At 42.9% G+C, this 19,548-nt stretch carries 21 protein-coding genes and 1 riboswitch; of the genes, 16 read left to right on the plus strand and 5 right to left on the minus strand.

Annotated elements, in window-relative coordinates:
- Window positions 1-250 precede the first annotated feature (250 nt).
- The 6 genes from HHO41_RS07315 to spoIID all read left to right on the plus strand — a co-directional run bounded on the left by HHO41_RS07315 (window position 251) and on the right by spoIID (window position 5,407).
- A complete protein-coding gene (locus tag HHO41_RS07315; RefSeq protein ID WP_169097017.1) occupies window positions 251-433 on the plus strand; it encodes an H-type small acid-soluble spore protein in 183 nt (60 codons plus the stop codon).
- Between the two features lie 311 nt (window positions 434-744).
- Complete coding sequence (locus HHO41_RS07320) at window positions 745-978, plus strand: DUF1146 family protein (RefSeq protein ID WP_169097019.1); 234 nt, start codon at window positions 745-747, stop codon at window positions 976-978.
- A gap of 380 nt (window positions 979-1,358) precedes the next feature.
- Window positions 1,359-2,129, plus strand: a complete 771-nt coding sequence (locus HHO41_RS07325) for a YwmB family TATA-box binding protein (RefSeq protein ID WP_169097021.1) — start codon at window positions 1,359-1,361, stop codon at window positions 2,127-2,129.
- A gap of 33 nt (window positions 2,130-2,162) precedes the next feature.
- Window positions 2,163-3,473 carry a UDP-N-acetylglucosamine 1-carboxyvinyltransferase gene (gene murA, locus HHO41_RS07330; RefSeq protein WP_169097023.1) on the plus strand — a complete coding sequence of 437 codons (1,311 nt, stop codon included), beginning with the start codon at window positions 2,163-2,165 and terminating at the stop codon, window positions 3,471-3,473.
- A gap of 165 nt (window positions 3,474-3,638) precedes the next feature.
- Entirely contained in the window at window positions 3,639-4,163 is a 525-nt protein-coding gene (locus tag HHO41_RS07335) for a DUF1648 domain-containing protein (protein WP_169097025.1), read from the plus strand.
- 182 nt (window positions 4,164-4,345) lie between these two features.
- The gene (spoIID, locus tag HHO41_RS07340) at window positions 4,346-5,407 is read left to right on the plus strand and encodes a stage II sporulation protein D (RefSeq protein WP_169097027.1); all 1,062 of its coding nucleotides are present in this window, start codon (window positions 4,346-4,348) and stop codon (window positions 5,405-5,407) included.
- Window positions 5,408-5,886: 479 nt separating this feature from the next.
- Here spoIID and HHO41_RS07345 read toward each other — a convergent pair whose 3' ends face one another.
- Window positions 5,887-6,396 carry a VanZ family protein gene (locus HHO41_RS07345; protein ID WP_169097029.1) on the minus strand — a complete coding sequence of 170 codons (510 nt, stop codon included), beginning with the start codon at window positions 6,394-6,396 and terminating at the stop codon, window positions 5,887-5,889.
- 133 nt (window positions 6,397-6,529) lie between these two features.
- Here HHO41_RS07345 and spoIIQ point away from each other — a divergent pair, with 133 nt between their 5' ends.
- From spoIIQ to HHO41_RS07375, 6 genes are all read left to right on the plus strand, one after another.
- Window positions 6,530-7,549, plus strand: coding sequence for a stage II sporulation protein SpoIIQ (spoIIQ, locus tag HHO41_RS07350; RefSeq protein ID WP_348981239.1), 1,020 nt, complete (start codon window positions 6,530-6,532; stop codon window positions 7,547-7,549).
- A gap of 827 nt (window positions 7,550-8,376) precedes the next feature.
- Window positions 8,377-8,649, plus strand: coding sequence for a sporulation transcriptional regulator SpoIIID (gene spoIIID / locus HHO41_RS07355; protein WP_147534418.1), 273 nt, complete (start codon window positions 8,377-8,379; stop codon window positions 8,647-8,649).
- A 388-nt stretch (window positions 8,650-9,037) separates the two neighbouring features.
- Window positions 9,038-10,039, plus strand: a complete 1,002-nt coding sequence (mreB, locus tag HHO41_RS07360; RefSeq protein WP_169097032.1) for a rod shape-determining protein — start codon at window positions 9,038-9,040, stop codon at window positions 10,037-10,039.
- A 257-nt stretch (window positions 10,040-10,296) separates the two neighbouring features.
- Entirely contained in the window at window positions 10,297-10,848 is a 552-nt protein-coding gene (locus HHO41_RS07365; protein ID WP_169097034.1) for a DNA-directed RNA polymerase subunit beta, read from the plus strand.
- A gap of 113 nt (window positions 10,849-10,961) precedes the next feature.
- A complete protein-coding gene (gene fabZ, locus HHO41_RS07370) occupies window positions 10,962-11,396 on the plus strand; it encodes a 3-hydroxyacyl-ACP dehydratase FabZ (RefSeq protein ID WP_169097168.1) in 435 nt (144 codons plus the stop codon).
- Window positions 11,397-11,761: 365 nt separating this feature from the next.
- Window positions 11,762-12,214, plus strand: a complete 453-nt coding sequence (locus HHO41_RS07375) for a hypothetical protein (RefSeq protein ID WP_169097035.1) — start codon at window positions 11,762-11,764, stop codon at window positions 12,212-12,214.
- A gap of 84 nt (window positions 12,215-12,298) precedes the next feature.
- Here HHO41_RS07375 and HHO41_RS07380 read toward each other — a convergent pair whose 3' ends face one another.
- The gene (locus HHO41_RS07380) at window positions 12,299-12,754 is read right to left on the minus strand and encodes a YwpF family protein (RefSeq protein ID WP_169097037.1); all 456 of its coding nucleotides are present in this window, start codon (window positions 12,752-12,754) and stop codon (window positions 12,299-12,301) included.
- 258 nt (window positions 12,755-13,012) lie between these two features.
- On the opposite strand from HHO41_RS07380, the gene ssb reads away from it, so the two are divergent.
- The 3 genes from ssb to HHO41_RS07395 all read left to right on the plus strand — a co-directional run bounded on the left by ssb (window position 13,013) and on the right by HHO41_RS07395 (window position 16,435).
- Entirely contained in the window at window positions 13,013-13,750 is a 738-nt protein-coding gene (gene ssb / locus HHO41_RS07385) for a single-stranded DNA-binding protein (RefSeq protein WP_169097039.1), read from the plus strand.
- A 19-nt stretch (window positions 13,751-13,769) separates the two neighbouring features.
- Window positions 13,770-14,018: a hypothetical protein gene (locus HHO41_RS07390; RefSeq protein WP_169096860.1), complete on the plus strand. Its 249-nt coding sequence runs from the start codon at window positions 13,770-13,772 to the stop codon at window positions 14,016-14,018.
- A gap of 563 nt (window positions 14,019-14,581) precedes the next feature.
- A complete protein-coding gene (locus HHO41_RS07395) occupies window positions 14,582-16,435 on the plus strand; it encodes a glycoside hydrolase family 13 protein (protein ID WP_481747088.1) in 1,854 nt (617 codons plus the stop codon).
- A gap of 113 nt (window positions 16,436-16,548) precedes the next feature.
- On the opposite strand, the gene HHO41_RS07400 is transcribed toward HHO41_RS07395, so the two are convergent.
- Window positions 16,549-16,782, minus strand: coding sequence for a hypothetical protein (locus HHO41_RS07400; RefSeq protein WP_169097041.1), 234 nt, complete (start codon window positions 16,780-16,782; stop codon window positions 16,549-16,551).
- A gap of 365 nt (window positions 16,783-17,147) precedes the next feature.
- Window positions 17,148-17,669, minus strand: a complete 522-nt coding sequence (locus tag HHO41_RS07405) for a DoxX family protein (protein WP_169097043.1) — start codon at window positions 17,667-17,669, stop codon at window positions 17,148-17,150.
- A gap of 218 nt (window positions 17,670-17,887) precedes the next feature.
- On the opposite strand from HHO41_RS07405, the gene HHO41_RS07410 reads away from it, so the two are divergent.
- Window positions 17,888-18,613: an MBL fold metallo-hydrolase gene (locus HHO41_RS07410; protein WP_169097045.1), complete on the plus strand. Its 726-nt coding sequence runs from the start codon at window positions 17,888-17,890 to the stop codon at window positions 18,611-18,613.
- A 92-nt stretch (window positions 18,614-18,705) separates the two neighbouring features.
- Here the strand turns inward: HHO41_RS07410 and HHO41_RS07415 are convergent, their stop codons facing one another.
- Complete coding sequence (locus HHO41_RS07415; RefSeq protein ID WP_169097047.1) at window positions 18,706-19,044, minus strand: DUF192 domain-containing protein; 339 nt, start codon at window positions 19,042-19,044, stop codon at window positions 18,706-18,708.
- A 72-nt stretch (window positions 19,045-19,116) separates the two neighbouring features.
- A riboswitch (cyclic di-GMP riboswitch) is annotated at window positions 19,117-19,202 on the plus strand.
- Window positions 19,203-19,548 lie beyond the last annotated feature (346 nt).

Genomic DNA, 19,548 nt, shown 5'->3' on the forward strand with positions numbered 1-19,548 from the left:
CTTCAACTTGGACAAAAAAATGGAAACATTGCCGAATTTAGGGTAAAATTAAATTGCGAACAAAGTTTATTAAATTTCTTGGGATAGAATTTTCACGGATTCAATTAAAAGGGGTTTAAAAGAAAGGAGCGTACGGTTGCTCCTTTCTTTTTTTGTGCACTGTAAATGTTGACCCGAATTTTCCATACATAATATGTGCCTCCCTTCAAAAACTAGAATGGATTCTTATCTTAAAGGGAGTGTGTGCGATATGGACGCAAATAGAGTGAGACAAATCCTTTCATCCTCAGCCGAAATTGATGTAAAATATAATGGGGTGTCCGTTTGGATTGATTCAATAAATGAAGACGGCAGAACAGCAACCGTTCATTTAAGAGACCCAGGACTCGAACAACAATCAACAGTCGAAATCCGAGAGTTAATTGAAGAATAAAATCAACATAAGAAAACCACCTTCAAAAGCTAAGGTGGTTTTGTCCGTTTAATTGTATTATTACTTGTAGATAAATTTTGCAGTTGATTGGAGCGGAAGGCACGAAGACTCCTGCGGGAGTAGCGGGACAGGTGAGACCCCACAGGCGCTAAAGCGCCGAGGAGGCTCACCGCCCGCCCCGCGGAAAGCGAAGTGCCTGGAGCGGAAATCAACATTCAAACCATTCCATAAAAAATGAAACTTTTTCACAACTCGCTCGTCTATAACTATCAAGGGTAAGCGGAGAAAGAAAGAAGGGAGAGGTCAACAAAATGATTACCGACATGGGACAGCAAGCACTGCTCAGTATCATCTCGCATCTGGTCTTTATTGGTTTAGCATGGTGGGCTGTCCAAGCACTGCAAATCGAAAAGGTCATCAAAAAAAATCACGTCATCCAAGCTAGAGTGCTATATATAATATTATCGATTGTTCTCGGTTCTACAGTTAGTAATTTTTTCCTAGACTATCTACTTTGGTCACAGCAACTTCCATTAATGTTCTAATACTTTGAATGGAAATACGTCGAAAATAAAGAGGAAGTGAACATTTGCAATGTTTTTACCATCGATACAGCGATTTGGTAAAAATATAGGTCTTCCTACATGTTCCCAAACGTAAACTTATTCAGTACAATTCATGGTGGTGTTGTTTATTTACATAAGAATCGAAACAACATAACAGCTTGATTTTACAATAAAAAAGCTAAGCATAAACGCCAAAAAAGAGTTTCATTGATCAAACAAGGTCATAACAAAAGACAGGCTTTATTTTACAAAAAAAGGTAGTCGAACACCTGCAGAACGGATTGTCAAAAAGTGACGACAATTCCCAAGTATGCAAGCTCCTCTTCAGGTAACAATGTAAGTAAGGAGAGGAGTTCGAAATGAAACAACATATAAATAAAGTGGTAATTTTAGTCATTATTAGTATTATCCTTGTGCAATTCGGGAATCGTCCGACTGAAGCAACTAAATCATCGAATTCTAACGCACCGGAAGCCAGTGATTTGATTACTTTAGCGGAACGTTTACAAGGCGAAAACATTGAAATCGCCGAATGGTCCATTCATGCAAGAGAAAAATTAACTAGCGTTAAAAATTCGAAGGATGTAGAAAATTACATTAAGAGCTTAAGGGAACAATTTCCAACATGGGACTGGACTGAAGCAAGCGATAAGGCTCATTGGGAGGCCACGGCTAAATCCCCAGACCATTCCACACTCCAAGAAAGTGTCAAAATTGTTTCGACCCACACAAAACAAAGCACCCAGGCGTATGTTATTTACGAGTTGAAAGGTCCGGTCTGGACAAAGCATACGGTAAATTATTTAAATACTGGGTTACCTTCGACATTTTCTAACATTTTTCGCAACAAACCGCAAATTTTCTCTTGTGTCAAGGCGGAAATAGATGATAAGATGGTATCGACTTTGTCGCTGACAAAAGATGGTTTACTAAAAGCATTTAATGCGAATGAAATAGAATCACTATCTGAAAGCTCATTTATTTCTGTAACGGCAGCTTCGCCTTTATTCGCCGAATCGCTAAAAAGAAACCAGGAAAGCATCAACTTACAATTGGCGCTGCGAACACAAGGAATGGGCACAAAGACGACCCTTGTTGTTGGCACACCGATCATTACGATTGAATATTAATATAGAGAATATGGACGCGGAGGGGAATACACTTTGGAAAAAATCATCGTCCGCGGCGGAAATAGGCTTAGCGGTACCGTTAAAGTTGAAGGGGCAAAAAATGCCGTTTTGCCTGTGCTCGCTGCAACATTATTAGCAAGTGACGGAAAAAGCGTAATTCGTGATGTACCAGCTCTCTCCGATGTATACACGATCAATGAAGTGCTACGTTTCTTAAATGCCGGAGTGGAGTTTAACAATAATTTAGTAACTGTAGATGCCTCAAAACCATTAAAGGATGAAGCGCCATTCGAATACGTTCGTAAAATGCGTGCATCTGTATTAGTGATGGGTTCATTATTGGCACGAAATGGCCGTGCGCGGGTCGCTCTTCCTGGCGGCTGTGCGATTGGCTCACGTCCAATTGACCAACATCTTAAAGGTTTTGAAGCAATGGGAGCAGAAGTAAAGGTTGGCAACGGCTTTATCGAGGCCGAAGTAAAGGATCGCCTTAAAGGTGCGAAAATATATCTTGATTTTCCAAGCGTTGGTGCAACGGAAAATATCATGATGGCCGCATCGCTTGCTCTTGGCACAACAGTGATCGAGAACGCAGCGAAGGAGCCAGAAATCGTTGATTTAGCTAATTTCCTAAATGCAATGGGCGCGAAGGTTCGTGGCGCTGGTACTGGCACAATCAGAATCGAGGGTGTTGACATCCTGTTCGGTGCAGATCATACCATCATTCCTGACCGAGTTGAGGCAGGAACATTTATGGTAGCTGCCGCAATTACAGGTGGTAACGTGCTTGTGCAAGGTGCAGTTCCAGAGCACTTAACATCGCTTATTGCCAAAATGGAAGAGATGGGCGTGGAGATCATTGAGGAGAACGATGGTGTTCGCGTGATTGGCCCAGACCTATTAAAACCAGTGGATATTAAAACCATGCCGCACCCAGGCTTCCCAACAGATATGCAATCACAAATGATGGCATTATTGTTGCGGGCGCGCGGTACGAGCATGATTACCGAAACAGTATTTGAAAACCGCTTCATGCACGTTGAAGAATTCCGTCGCATGAATGCTGACATCAAAATCGAAGGTCGTTCAGTAATCATGAATGGTCCATCTAATTTGCAAGGCGCAGAAGTTGCGGCAACTGATTTGCGTGCTGCTGCATCATTGATTCTAACTGGTCTTGTTGCAGATGGCATGACACGCGTGACTGAGTTGAAACACTTAGACCGCGGCTACGTGGACTTCCACGAGAAGCTTCGTCTTTTAGGTGCCGATATCGAGCGCGTCAGAGAAGAAGAAGTCAGCTTAATTCATGAAACTAAGATTGTTTCAGACTTAAATGCGTAATTTTTTGCTTTTAGCTTTTTGTAAAATAAATATTGTATGGATGACGACCGAAGTTTGAGTTATGCTCAGGCTTCGGTTTTTGTGTTTGTTGAAAAGCGCCGAAGCCTTGATAATTAGCTATAATAAGATTGATTGAATTCTTTTGGAAAGGCAGGATGCGTAAATATGGACCACCAGAAATATAATCAATTTTCCCCACCAACTCGTCCGAAACTTGATATTCCAGTTACCCCACTACAAAAGCTTAGTACAATCATTTCATTGCTGCTTCTTGTTGGTAATATCGTGTACATCATAATAGAGTGGCCAGATTTGCCAGAAAAATTCCCCGGACATTTTAACGCCGCTGGTGAAGTAGACCGCTGGGGCAGCAAAACTGAAGTTTGGATACTGCCCATCATGGGCATAGTGCTGTGGCTGCCGCTGACCATTCTTGAGAAGTATCCACATATTTACAATTATATTAATTTCACTGAGCAAAATGCGGAAAACCAATATAAATATGCTCGGTCACTGTTGAGTTTCCTGAAATTTTTCTTAGCCTGCTCCTTTTGTTACCTCAGTGTCCAAAGCATTCAAATTGCAAAGGGAAGTGAGTTTGGACTTGGGGTGTGGGAATTGCCCATTTTTTTCGGTGTGATCTTTAGTTCTATTGTCATTTACCTCATCAAAGTCATCCGACTCAAATAGCCGATTTTTGTCATAAAAGCCTGTCTGCAACCATAAGATTGAATGAAACGACGCGGTAATGGGGGACAGTCCCCCACTGCTGTGCTGCGCTACTGCGCCGGGGGACAGTCCCCCGATACTGCAACGCGTTAAAGATAAGCAGGGCCACCGCTGGCGTTACCTTTTCTTATGGAGGCTCAGACATGACAAAAGTCAAACTTTACATCGTAGTCACGGCTTTGTTAATTGTAGTAACACTCCTCGTACCGACCATACTAGTGCTTCCTTTTAATGAGGACCAGGCAAGCGGAAAACTCGGCGAAAAGCAACCCAACGGACAGAATCAAGCTCAAAACCCAACTGAAAGCAGTCAGGCTGTAGCAGGCCAACAACAACCAACTGATTACGGGGTCGAGGTAGCGGTGTATCGGACCGCTTCTCAGGCAATGGAAAGGCTCCCGCTTGAGGAATACGTAATTGGCGTCGTTGCTGCTGAAATGCCGGCAGACTTCGAAATTGAGGCCCTGAAAGCTCAGGCGCTAACGGCACGGACCTACATCGTCAAGCAAATGCTCACCCAAAATCGGGTTGGTCTTCCCGATGGTGCAGACACCGCCGATACAGAGCTCCACCAGGTTTACAAAAACGACACCGAGCTCAGAAACTTATGGAAGTCCGATTATAGCTGGAAAATCAAAAAAATTAAGGAAGCTGTCGCCCAAACAGCCGGTCAAATTATCACGTATAATGGCGAGCCAATCACCGCCACATTTTTCTCAACGAGCAATGGCTATACCGAAAACTCAGAGGATTACTGGTCTAATTCCTTCCCATACTTGCGCAGCGTCGAAAGTCCGTGGGATAAGCAATCTCCAAAATTCTCTGATCAAAAAATCTTTACCATTTCAGTATTTGAAGCAAAGCTCGGTGTAAAATTAGCCAGCAAAGACTCCGTTGGGACGATTATCGAGAGAACTGACGGTAAGCGCGTCGCAAAAGTCAAAATTAATGGCAAAACCTTAACGGGAAAAGAAATCAGAGAGAAGCTTGGCTTGAAGTCCACTGATTTCACCTGGACCGTCAAAGGGGATAACATCGTCATTAATACAAAAGGTTACGGCCACGGTGTCGGAATGAGCCAATACGGTGCTAACGGCATGGCCACCTCCGGTAAAACCTACCAAGAAATTGTAAAACACTATTATCAAGGTGTTGAGGTTGCGGCCTCAGACACCATGCTTGCCCAAATCACCGCCAAGAAATAGAAAAAGCAGTCGCTGCATAGCCCAGCGACTGCTTTTTGTTTATTTTGTTGATTTTTGGTAAAAGAAAAATGGTCATTCGTCTTGCCAGGTGTTAGTAACTTTCATAAGTCCAAAACTAGATTTGGAAATGCTGGAAATGGACTTATGAAGTGTTCATAAGACCAAAACTACACTCAGGAGCACCGGAAGTGTCCTTATGAAGGTTTCATAAGACCAAAATCCCATTCAGAAATGCCAAAAGTGACCTTATGAAGGGCTCATAAGACCAAAACCACATCCAAAAATGCCGAAAATGTCCTTATGAAGGTTTCATAAGACCAAAACTACACTCAGAAATGCCGAAAATGGACTTATGAAGTGTTCATAAGACCAAAACTACACTCAGGAGAGCCGGGAATGTCCTTATGAAGTGTTCATAAGACCAAAACTACACTCAGAAATGCCGAAAATGTCCTTATGAAATAAGGATAAACCACAACCTAGCCTCGAACCCGAACAAACATCCCCTCAAACCCCTTCAGAACTTTACGTAACCTCACGAACCGCGTGCCATCACCAAAATATGCCACCCGAACCAAATACAAACTCACTAGCACCCCTGTCCAATCCTTCACAGCATCAATCACCGTCGCTGAGCGGTACGGTACGAACGACTGATGAATCTCATCAACAATCCCGTACGCCCCCGCCACAATCGCTAAAATCAGGCTCACCCTCGCTGTAAACGAAACTCGCTGCCTGGTTTTCGCACCTGTACCCGAACCGGTACCAGCACCTTCACCCTCATCAGCACCCAAAGTCAACCATGCCGCCACAAACAACCAAAACAAAATTGCAAATTCCACTAAATGCAAAGACTCCTTAATAAATCGATCCACACTCAGAATCGGCAGCTCCACCACCGCATTACTAGGCATGCTCGACATAACCCACACCGCCACCATATAAGCAAACGGCAAAATCCGAAAAATCCACTTCACAAAAAACATCCCAAATACTCCTTGAAAAAATATTTACATTCCATGTATAAAACCCACATCTGTGTCGAAAAATAAGACCAAAAAATTTTTTTAAGCAAATGTATATTATTCTCGCATTGTGTTCACAATGATTGCAGAGGTGATGAAAATGAGAGAGGACGAAAAGAAAAATTCTTCTCGGGATTCTAGTATAATTCGCTTTTTCAAAAAACGTTGGGTGATTCCAGCAATCTACATCGCAAGCGCCGCAATCATCCTAACTGGAATCCTATGGTATCAAAATAGTAAAGATTTAGGTTCAGAAAATCTGGACTACAACGCATCAGACATTTCTGGCAAAAAAATCAACGAAGAGCCAGCAATCGAAGTCAACCGCGCAATGGAAAACTTCGTGATGCCTGTTAGCACTCCTGAAGATGTCGTCATTCAAAAACAATTCTATGAATTTGACGGCAAAAAGGAAGAGCAAGTAGCAGCTTTAATAGAGTACAAAAACTCTTACCATCCAAACACTGGTATCGACATTACGATGAGAGACAAAAAAGCTTTCGACGTTGTTGCAGCCCTTAGCGGAACCGTAACTGACGTCAGAGAAGACTCTCTACTAGGAAATGTCATCGAAATCGAACACGATAAAGGTATTGTAACACAATATTCATCTGTTACGGATATCGAAGTTGAAGCCGGTGACGAAGTCGAACAAGGTCAAGCAATTGCGACTGCAGGAAAGAGCTTGTACAACGAAAAAGCTGGCACTCACGTACACTTTGAAATTCGCAAAGATAACGTGCCTGTCAACCCTGTAGATTTTATCAACAAGCCACTTAGCGCCCTGCAAGACGCTGACGTAAAGGCAAATAAGGCTGCAGAAGATGACAGCTCAACAACTGATGACAAAAAAGCCACTGACAATAAAGATGTAAAAGAAGAAAAAGATTCAACAACAAATAGCAAACCTGCTGAAGACAAGCAGTCAACAGAAGGTAGCAAGCCAGCAGATGACAAAAAGTCAACAGACGAAAGCACGCCATCTGATGAAAAATCAAAAGATGACAGCGGCAAATCTGAAGACGATAAGTCAACTGAATCAGACAAAAATGCTGAACCTGGCAAGCCAGCTGAAAACAGCAAAAAACCAGTTGAATCCAGCATGAATTCCTAATCAAGCGGTTTCGTAAAAACGAATCCTTGATCTATCACAAAAGCCCACATAAGCGAGCACCTGGATTGGACCTCCTCCAGACCGAAAGCTCCTCCTGTGGGCTTTTTTATTTTTATTTTTAAAATAGATCTGAATAAACATATCCCCCCAATTATGTTAAAATCCTCCTTCATCAATGCATATCATGTAATGAACGGCATTTACATTTCGGAAAATCACTAGAATTCATAGGCGGAAATTTTCCGCTTAATGCATTAGCTGGTAACAAAATAAGCTGAGATAAGCGGAGATATTCCGCTTATCTGCTCAAAATAAGCCGAATTTTAAAGATTTTAATCATTTAAGCGGAAAAACTTCCCTTATTGTTAAGGAAATTTAGGAATTTCCTAATTTAACCGGAATTTGTCCGCTTATTTTCAAACGCAGTGAACTCGCCCCTCAATCTTCCCCCAGAGCAAAAGTATGTAAAGCCAGACTCATTTACACCAAAAACACCGGTCTCCTAAATGAAAATTTCTAAATTTTGCAAAAATTTTCCGTCCTGTTTCACTATTTTGTGCATATTCCCGTCCCCGCTCTAATAAACTGTTACAAACCTTACAAAGGAAGTGTTTGAGGTGAGGAGTCGTACGCAGGCAGCGATTATAGTTGGAGATACGATTATATTACACAACTACAGAAAGTAAACGCTTTCTGCCGCATGGAATATGTTCCATAACCAGTTCAGATATACCTATGACACCACATGCGGATTGACAGCATTAGGGTTGGCAAAAAGCGGATCTCATTTCACGCTTCTCATCTTCAATTTAGGGAGGGCGAGTGGTGTGCACGATTACATCAAAGAGAGAACTATCAAGATTGGAAAGTATATCGTGGAAACGAGGAAAACAGTTCGCGTCATCGCGAAAGAGTTTGGCGTGTCCAAAAGTACAGTCCATAAAGACCTGACAGAAAGACTTCCAGAAATCAACCCCGATCTGGCAAATGAAGTGAAGGAAATATTGGATTATCATAAATCAATCCGTCACCTCCGCGGTGGCGAAGCAACGAAATTAAAATATCGAAAAGAGGAGTTTGAAGAAGAACCGGTACAATAGTACGACAATTTTGTGAACAAAATAAGGATTTTAGAACAACCGAACATAACCCATATTCAACTAAACAAACGAAAGTACCCCCTGACAGCATAGAGTTTAATAACGGAGATGACGGCTATGACTGACAAGAACCAGCTTGAAACAGGGCTCAGGTTCTTTTTTTTGCCTAAAATAATCACCGAAAACGATGTCAATAAATATTTTTCTACTAATTTTGACAAACATCATCAAAAATAATACTAATTTTGACAATTTCATTATTCCTTTTGGGTAAAATATGTTAAAATATAAAATTAGGACAGAACTGTGCTCGTAGATAAAGCAGTGAAGGCAACTGTATAAGAAGGAAGCTGGAACTGGCCAATTGTTTCAAGGAGGAACGAAAGAAATGTTTGCTAGGGATATTGGAATCGACTTAGGTACGGCAAACGTGTTAATCCATGTTAAAGGCCGTGGTATCGTACTAAATGAACCGTCTGTAGTGGCGATCGATAAAAATACAAATAAAGTATTAGCCGTTGGTGAAGAAGCTAGACGCATGGTCGGCCGTACGCCTGGTAATATCGTTGCCATCCGCCCATTAAAGGACGGAGTAATTGCTGACTTTGATGTAACAGAAGCAATGTTAAAGCATTTCATCAACAAACTCAACGTGAAAGGCTTCTTATCTAAGCCACGCATCTTAATCTGTTGTCCAACCAACATTACTAGCGTTGAGCAAAAAGCAATCAAAGAAGCTGCTGAAAAGAGCGGCGGCAAAAAAATCTATCTAGAAGAAGAGCCAAAAGTTGCTGCAATTGGAGCAGGTATGGATATTTTCCAACCAAGCGGAAATATGGTTGTTGACATCGGTGGCGGAACAACTGACGTCGCAGTACTTTCAATGGGAGACATCGTTACATCTTCTTCCATCAAAATGGCCGGTGACAAATTCGATATGGAAATCCTTCACTACATCAAACGCGAATACAAGCTATTAATCGGCGAACGTACTGCTGAAGATATTAAAATCAATATTGCGACAGTCTTTAAAGGATCTCGCGACGAAGAAATGGAAATCCGTGGCCGTGACATGGTATCTGGACTTCCACGCACCATCACTGTTCGCTCTGCGGAAATCGAAGCGGCACTTCGCGAATCAGTTGCAGTCATTGTACAGGCGGCAAAAAGCGTCCTTGAGCGCACTCCGCCAGAACTTTCTGCCGACATCATCGACCGCGGCGTCATCCTAACAGGTGGTGGCGCACTGTTGCACGGAATCGACCTGCTGTTAGCGGAAGAACTAAAAGTACCAGTACTCGTTGCCGAAAACCCAATGGATTGCGTAGCAATCGGCACAGGTATTATGTTAGATAACATCGACAAAATCCCATCAAGACGATTCGGATAAAATGATTTTCAAGTCTGGCATTTTTTGGAAAAATCACCAAGGAATGCTGGGCTTTTTATTTTTCAATATATAAACCAGAACTGCCGAACATTCCTCATTTTCCGATGATAAAAACCCCACCATGCATTGCCCAAAAACTGCCATCTCACGAATTTCTGACCTTTTTCTGCAAAATCTAATGTTTATTCTGCAAAATTTTCTTATAATAGAATAAAATAAAGGTAAGTATACTCGGAATATCCTAAAGGAGTAAAAAAATGTCAGTAACCGACACAAAACCGGAAACGGCCCAACAAGAGGCCTCAGCTGGCCAAAATGGCTCAGCGGTAGCGGTCCAAACTAAGCCGGCCCCGCAAATTGATAATAAAATAAACACAAATAATCCTGACACCACGCCAAACCAAAACCAACAGACTCAAACGGCGGCAGACTTTGACCAGGCACAAGCGGCAAACGGAAATCAAGCACAAGTGCAGACGTCTGCAAAGCCACAAGCTTCAGAGCTATCACAGGCTTCAAGCGCTGGCGCTGCCCCTAAAGTGAATCAAACAAGAGAACAAGTTAAAAAAGAACGGACAACAGAAAACCCTGAGGAAGAACAACAGCAGCAACAACAGCTAACTTTCCGACACGCAAAGATTCGCCTCATTCCAATCTGGCTCCGCCTCGTCATCATTTTCTTATTATTAGTCTTTGCGCTTGTGGTGGGTGCGATGGTTGGCTACGGCATCATTGGTGGAGGAAATCCATGGGAAGTTTTGAAACAATCAACCTGGACCCACATCGTCGACCTCATCAACAAAGAATGACCAAGGAAGGGACAACCCTTCCTTTTCATTTGTCCAAAAATCCATGTTTGTTTTTGATGGTGTTTTTAGTACAATATAAAATAAGTACCAAATATTATGAGGAGGTCATAATGATGTTAAATGTTGATGAAATAAAGCAAATCATTCCACACCGTTATCCATTTTTACTTGTTGATAAAATTTTAGAAGTTGAAGAAGGGGTGCGAGCAGTCGGCATCAAAAACGTCACTGCCAACGAAGAATTTTTCAACGGACATTTCCCAGATTTCCCAGTCATGCCTGGCGTTTTGATTGTGGAAGCCTTAGCTCAGGTGGGTGCTGTGGCCATGCTTAAAAAAGAAGAAAATCGCGGACGCTTAGCCTTCTTCGGTGGCATCGACAACTGCCGCTTCAAGCGCCAAGTTCGCCCCGGCGATACGCTTCGCCTTGAAGTGGAAATGACTCGTGTGCGCGGCTCAATCGGCAAAGGCAAAGGCGTCGCAACAGTTGAAGGCGAAGTAGCCTGTGAACTCGAAATGACTTTCGCCCTCGGACCAAAACAAGAATAGCTCCAAGAATTAAACCGGACATCGGCGTTACAAGCGATATCCGGTTTTTATTTTTTGAAAAAAATACATATACCTAGCATCTAAAATCCAGTTCTAGGTAAACGCAAACAGAAAATGTACTTACCTAGCTGCTAAAAACCAGCTCTAGGTAAACGCAAACAGAAAATGCACTTACCTAACAACTAAAAACAAGCCTCAGATAAATGCATACAAGCCTATCGGGGCCTCGCGCTAAAGGCCGAATCCACTGCTGTAATCAAATTGGAAAAAATACGGTGTCAAGTTTCGCATATCAATTGGGAAACATAACTGCAGACCGATGAAACAAGGTCAATTTTTCAAAGCAGAAAGGGGCTATTTACATCATGAAGAAAAAGCTATTTGCGCTAATGGGGAGTGCCATCCTATCGGCAACGATGTTAGTTGGATGTGCTGATAATGATACGGATAATCCGCCGCCAGAAAACAACGGAGTAAACGTGAAGAATTATAACGATCGCAATAACAGAATTCTTGATCGTGACCGTGACAATAATGGTATCCTCGACGACAGAGACGGTATCAACAACGGAAACAATCGCGTGAACAATAGAAATAATGGCACATTACCTGACACGCGCATTAACGATACGAACCGAAATGGCACATTACCTGACGCGCGTATTAATGATGCGAACCGCAATGGGACACTTACCCCAGATACGCGTGACAGAAATACCAGAAATGACCTGGATCCGGCAAGGGACAATAATGGTCGTGGCGAAGATTTGATTGAAGACCGCAATGACGCAAGAGACCGCGACAATAAGGACGAATAAAAACAATGGGCTGTTCCTTTTTCGTAAGGGACGCCCATTGTCTTGTTTTGGTAAAAATAAATATGTAGGCCGTCTCCTTCAATTTCAATTTGAGGAAGAAGACGAAGAGTTATTGATAGAGGTTAAGTAAGGTTTATTCTTCATTTTGCTCTGGAATTCCTGCAGCAGGGTTTCACCATTTAAACCTTGATCTAATAGATCCTTCAACAGGATTTCGGAATAATTTTTCCGAGAGGTCCGTTTTAAGGTTCCGTGGAGCATGACGCTTACATTATTTTCTAATTTCGTGATGGAACGCGTTTGAATATGGAAGGAAACGGGGTCATTGTCTTTCTTGGTGATGACGACGCGGATGATTTGATCTTCCTGATTTTGTAATGATTTTTCAAAAAAATCAACCTGATCAGGCTTTGTATAAATTTCAATGAGCCAAGTATTTTTCTCATCCTCTTTATTGATGATTAGACCATCTACCATTTCAATTTCCCTGAATGTATCATGATCAAATACCTCGATAGAAATGAGTTTAAATGTTTTCATTCAAAATCCTCCCTTCGTAAAATTTGCTCAAATTATAACATATGGCAATTAAAAGCCAAAATTCACGTTTGTCGAAAAATATATAAAAAAAGGCCGATTTTTAAGTTTGCGCATGTAAACTTGGTCGAAAATTGATTTTTCTATAGGGATTTTGGAAGTTTGAGGGGTATTTTTGGGTGAAAAATATTTTTTTACCTATTTTACGTTTAATGAAAAAAATAGGAGAATAAACTCATCAAACAAGAGAGGAGATGAGAAATGATAAATCAAGTTACGCTTGTAGGCAGATTAACAAAGGACCCCGAGCTGCGCACGACGAATGATGGTATCCTCGTCACTCATGTTACATTAGCGGTAAATCGCCATTTTAAAAATCAAAATGGTGAAATTGAAGCTGATTTTGTCCAATGTACGCTTTGGCGTAAAACTGCTGAAAATACGGCCCGTTTTTGTCGCAAGGGTTCAGTCATCGGTATCACCGGGCGAATCCAGTCCCGCCACTATGATAACAACGATGGTAAACGAGTGTATGTAACCGAAGTTGTCGCTGAAACGGTCCAATTCCTTGGAAAAAGGGTAACAGCCAATGCGCCAGTCGCAGTCCCGCAGCCTCAACCGCTTAGACAAGCGGCTGGTGGATCCAATTCTGGCACTGAAACTAACAGTGCGGATGGTGCATCAGCACCGCAACAGTCTGGGTCTAGTGCAGTAGCGGTTGCAACGCAATCAGCATCTGCACAGGGAAATCCCGCAGTAGGGACAGTTGCAGCAGTTGCAGATTCACCACCTCAACAAGACTCCACACACGCAAGCACATCACAACCGCTTAGAGAAGCTGTTGAAACGACCGCTTCACTACCTCAAAGAGAAGCCCATGGATTTACCGTTGCTCAGGCTTCAAGTGACCAGTCAAGCGCTGCTGCAATATCAGCAGTAATGGCCTTGAGTGAATCTGGTCATGGCGCACAATCTGATTCTGCAGATCCGCCGTTTTAACAGGAGGTCTAACCATCACATGAGACAAATCGAACTTGAACAAGCTTTGGAGCAAAATAAAAAATTAGAAGTGTTAATTGAAAGTCTAATTGCGATGCTAGGGCGATCCAACCAAAGATTGGACGACTTAACAGTGCGAATGGGACAGCTTGAGCAATTCATGGTTGAAGCTCAAGCTCAAGCAGAGGTTGAAGCGCCTGCTTATGTGCCTACGAGACATGAAGAATGCTTTTCATTCATTGCTCGATCTGGAAGCACTGTACCATAAGACATCGGATGCTTGATTCTATTAAAAGCCATATTCTGTATTATGCATTTTGGCCCATTCAAATCTCCATCCATACATAGAATCAATGGCCGCCGCGATCAACCCCACTTTCGGGTGCCTGACCTAACATCAGGCACCCTTTTTATGTGCAAAAGCGACGTGAAGTGTGTGCTCCACTTCACCGCACTACCGTGCTGGGGGACAGTCCCTCACTGCTTCACTGCGTTCCCGCAGCGGGGGACTGTCCCCCAGCGCTTTAACGCAAAAAAGTAGTAGGTTTTGAAATCCCATAGGTTTTAAGTAGCGAAAAAAAGTCAACGCTAGGAATGTAAAAATCATTCGCAAAAGTTAAATAAACTAACAACTTACTGGGCACATGCGTATGATAAACATGAGATAAACTCAATCCAGAAACCTGTAACCTAAAACTTGAAACCAACCCACATGAATCCACAACTCTGTAAACCGTGAAGCATCCAAACAAACATATCTACCCAGAATCCTACACAACCATCAAAACCATAACAATTTTACAAAATAAATCTATCAGTGAGGTATGCACAATGCACATGAAAAAAGCATGGTGGAAAGAAGCAATCGCCTACCAAATTTATCCCAGAAGCTTTATGGACTCAAATGGTGACGGAATTGGCGACATCCAAGGAATTATCTCAAAGCTTGATTACCTGAAAGACCTCGGCATCGACCTAATTTGGATCTGCCCGATGTTCGAATCGCCGAACGACGATAACGGGTACGACATCAGCAACTATCAGGAAATCTTGGCTGAATTCGGTACGATGGCTGACTTCGACCAACTTCTTGCGGAAACGCATCGTCGCGGCATGAAACTCATCCTTGACCTCGTCATCAATCACACTAGTGACGAGCATCCCTGGTTTATTGAATCCCGTGCCGCACTTGATTCACCAAAGCGGGACTGGTACATCTGGCGGGACGGCAAGAACGCTGACAACGGAAAAAATAACGATGGATTTCTAACCCAACATACAACGGACGCTAACCCACACTACATCGTTGAAACGGCAACTGAATTCGCAACCAGACCTGAAAATGAAGCTGCGGCAACTGAAACTGAAACTGAATCTGAAACACCAATACAAACAGCTCCCCCAAACAACTGGGAGAGCATTTTCGGTGGCTCTGCTTGGGAATACGACCAGGCAACCAATCAATATTATCTGCATCTATTCTCGCGCAAACAACCAGACCTCAATTGGGAAAATCCCGAGATGCGCAACAGCCTTTATGAAATGATTAACTGGTGGCTCGACAAGGGCATCGACGGTTTCCGCGTTGACGCTATCAGTCATATAAAAAAAGAACCCGGCTTGTCCGACATGCCAAATCCGTACGGTGACCAATACGTTCCGGCTTTTCCGAAAATGATGAACGTTGAAGGCATCCACACCCATCTTGCGGAGCTGAAACAACAAACCTTTGCGAAATACGACATCGTTACGGTTGGCGAAGCAAACGGTGTCTCCATCGAAAATCCAGCCGATATTGAGCAATGGGTCGGTGAAACAGAAGGCAAATTCAACATGGTTTTCCAATTCGAGCATATGGCCCTTTGGGATGCCGAAGCGAAAAAACAGCTTGATATAAACGATTTGAAGCAGGTCCTGACGCGCTGGCAAAAAGGGCTTGAGAATAAAGGCTGGAATGCTTTGTTTCTTGAAAATCACGATAAACCCAGGATGGTTTCCACATGGGGTAATGATCAGCAATATTGGCGCGAGAGTGCAACGGCCTTCGCTGCGATGTATTTTCTTATGCAAGGCACACCATTCATCTATCAAGGTCAGGAAATCGGCATGACCAATGTCCATTACCCAGCTATTGAAGATTACAACGATGTTGCTACTCGTAACCTGTACAACGGTAAGCGCGAGAGCGGCATCCCTCATGAGGAAATCATGGCTATCATTTGGGACTCAAGCCGTGACAACTCTCGCACACCGATGCAATGGAGCGCTTCGGAGAATGCCGGCTTCACCACTGGCACGCCTTGGTTAAAAATAAACCCAAATTACGTTAGCATTAATGTTGAGCAGCAACAAACCGACGAGTCATCCATCCTAAATTTTTATAAAAAAATGATCAGGTTGAAAAAGGAAAACTTAGTCTTCACCTACGGAAGCTATGAGCTGCTGCTGCAAGGCCACGGGCAAATCTACGCTTACACACGGACTCTAATAAGTGATGAAAACAGCGATAAAATCATCGTGATTGCCAACCTCTCCGCACATTCAGCACAATTCCAACTGGAGCAGGGAATATCGCAATCTCTGGCGTACGATCAATTGCTGCTCCACAACTACGAAGTCGCACCACACGAACCACTCAACCAACTCGAACTAAAACCATACGAAACCCGCACTTACACACTTTAAAGCGATGGGGGACAGTCCCCCATCGCTTTACTGCGTTAAACCTTATTTTTTCTAAAGTTTAGTTCCTGCTAGGGAGGTTTCACCTTATAAATGAACGATATAATGACCAAAGTTTAAAGCTTTCCCCGCATCATTGGCGAAAACAAAGCTGGGATAAAATATGCTTTGTTATTTGCCAACTTACTCAAACAATGATTGCAAATTGCGCCAACTCCAAAGAATGGCACACCATACCGATCGAAAATCTCCTGGGTAAACGGATCTTTGCTATCAGCATACACCAACTCAAACCCTCTTCGAATTACCCTTCTAGTATCCGCTGCACAAACAAGACACGCCTTCACCACGCCACATTGCCCCTTTTCTACTAATCATATGAACGCACAAAACCACATATTCAAAAAACTTTAGCGAAGTGGGGGACAGTCCCCCAACAAGGTGAAGCGGTACAGAAGTGGGGGACAGTCCCCCACTACGGTGAAGCGGCACAGAAGTGGGGGACAGTCCCCCAACACGGTGAAGCAGTACAGATGTAGGGGCCAGCCCACGCTACACTTATTCACCCGAACACCAACTCCAAACAACACAAAAACCCTTCCGTTGCATTGTAAGTCGGGAAGGGGGAGGACCATCCTTACAACATCAACCAGAAGGGTTTTTCAAATCTAAGCTATTCTAAACGCGAACCATATCGCGAATTTACACAAACTCGTTACGCTGCATTTTTGCCAGCTTTTCCAGTCGCCCCACCGTTTTTGAAAACAGTTTTGCGGATAAACGGAATCACCCAATGGTCTAAACCAAATTTACCTGCATTGAAACCTGCAACTAGGATGATTACACCAAAGAAAATATCAGATGGGTTATGAGATACTGTTCCAGCCAAGAAGAATGAAAAGTTCATCACAAGTCCAAAGAACATAGCAGCAGTTGTTAAGCAACCTAAGATTAGGCCAAGACCAATTAAGAATTCACCTAATGGCACAATAGTATTGAATACATCCACATTTGGAAGAGCGATATGATTTAAGAAGTCCACATACCAGCTATAAACCACACTACCATCTGGACCTTTTACCGGATTGGCAACGGCATTTTTCAAAAATCCTGAAGCGTCAAAGCCAGGTCCAGTTAATTTGCCCCAACCTGCAGTCATCCAGTTATATCCAAGCCACAATCTAATAATTGTAAGAATACCAGCGGCGATAGTGTTTTCTCGTAAAAATTTTACCATTTAGAACATCTCCTTAGTGCTTATGTTTTATTTGCTTTCCACACTGTAAATATACCAAACGAAAATTAGAAAAAGTTACATGTGTGATTGAATTCACAAATCCGTAAAAAGATTTTGAACATTTTATTACATGACGGTAGTGAAAACACCTCGAAACCCGAATAATACAAGGTTTCTTTTAATATCTTAAGTTATTGGAAAAAAGGGAGGGAATCCAATTGAAAATCACAAAATGCGATTGCTTGTATCAAATTACCTTTGTACCACACATTTTTCCGGTAAATTGCTATCTAATCGAGGAAGACGATAACCTCACCTTAATTGATACGGCACTCCCATACAGTGCGAAAACAATCCTTAAAACGGCAGAAATAATCGGCAAGCCAATCAAGCGAATTCTGCTTACACATGCCCACGAAGACCATGTTGGGTCTCTTGATGCGATAAAACGTGCCAATCCAGAAGTTGAAGTTTATATATCTGAACGCGACAACCTGATTATGAATGGAGACTACACACTTAGTGCTGATGAGGATCAGGCGCCAATTAAGGGGGGCATTCCGAAAAGAATAAAAACAAAAGCAGATGTAACACTTAAAGAGGGAGATCATATCGGTTCTTTGCAAGCCATCGAAACGCCAGGTCACACGCCGGGTTCGATGTCTTATTTAGATAAGCGAACAGGTGCATTAATTGCCGGGGATGCCTTTCAAACACATGGAGGGATTGCTGTTGCCGGTGATGTGAAAAAGCTTTTCCCGTTTCCGGGCTGGGCAACCTGGAGCAAGCCAACTGCACTGGAGAGTGCCAAAAAACTCGTAATCTACAATCCAGAACTACTCGCCCCCGGACATGGCGGTATCCTTAGAAACCCTGTCCAAGCCATGAAACGAGCCATCGACACCTTCGAAATCAAAATGAAAGGCGCCATCATCATCCGTTAACACACTAAAGCAGCGGGGGACAGTCCCCCGCTGCTTTGCTGCGGTGAAGTGCTGGGGGACTGTCCCCCAACACTTCACCGCGCTAAACTATGTTAATATACTATCTTGTCACCAGAGCTAAGCGCTAGTTTCTCGATTGTTCCCACAGGCAGCTCAAGCGTTTTTACCGCTCCCACCACAGGCATAATGACCCGATTGGGCTTCACCCTCTCGCGCACTGTCACCACCACGTCATCGCCATCCAAAAAAACTACATCAATTGGAAAGAACATAAAGAACATATGAATCGAATTGCACGGAACAAGCAATATTCCTTCATCAACAATCGGCCGCAACCGAAACATTAATCCTCTAAAGCGCGGCCAAAACCGATCACACACAGTAATTTCCAAATCAACCGCAAATTCATAATTATTTCTTATAATTTTCACAATTTTGCCCTTCCTTCGATAAAGTACCTAGGTGAATTTTACTATTAAGAATGTTATATTTGAATAGCAAACAAACGAAAAAGGCAAACCTTGAGAAATCTTGGGACGCAAAGCTATAGGGGCTTAACGGGGAACGCCGAAGTCAGCCAGTTACCGAATCTGTTGAAGTGCTAACAGTGTATAACTAAACAATAGCCAAAAATCGATTAGAAGAAAGGCAAAAGAGGGCACAATGCAACTCGAAAAGTGGCCAGTTTAGCCATGCCGACATGAACGTACTACTACAAGCGAACAAACAACAGGTCTAGCAATCTAGCAAAAATCGAGCAGACCTAACTCATGCCGCGCTATGCTATACGACAACACACGCCATCTTTTCGCCCAAAATCGAACAAGCAAACGGCCGATGCTTATGGAACTGCGAACCACACCACACACATAAGCGATCACAACTTGCCAAATTCGTAGTGTATTAAGGGTGCAAAAAAAGTGACCTCACAGAGC

The organism is Bacillus sp. DNRA2 (genome assembly GCF_012843265.1).
Lineage (GTDB): Bacteria > Bacillota > Bacilli > Bacillales > Cytobacillaceae > Bacillus_BU.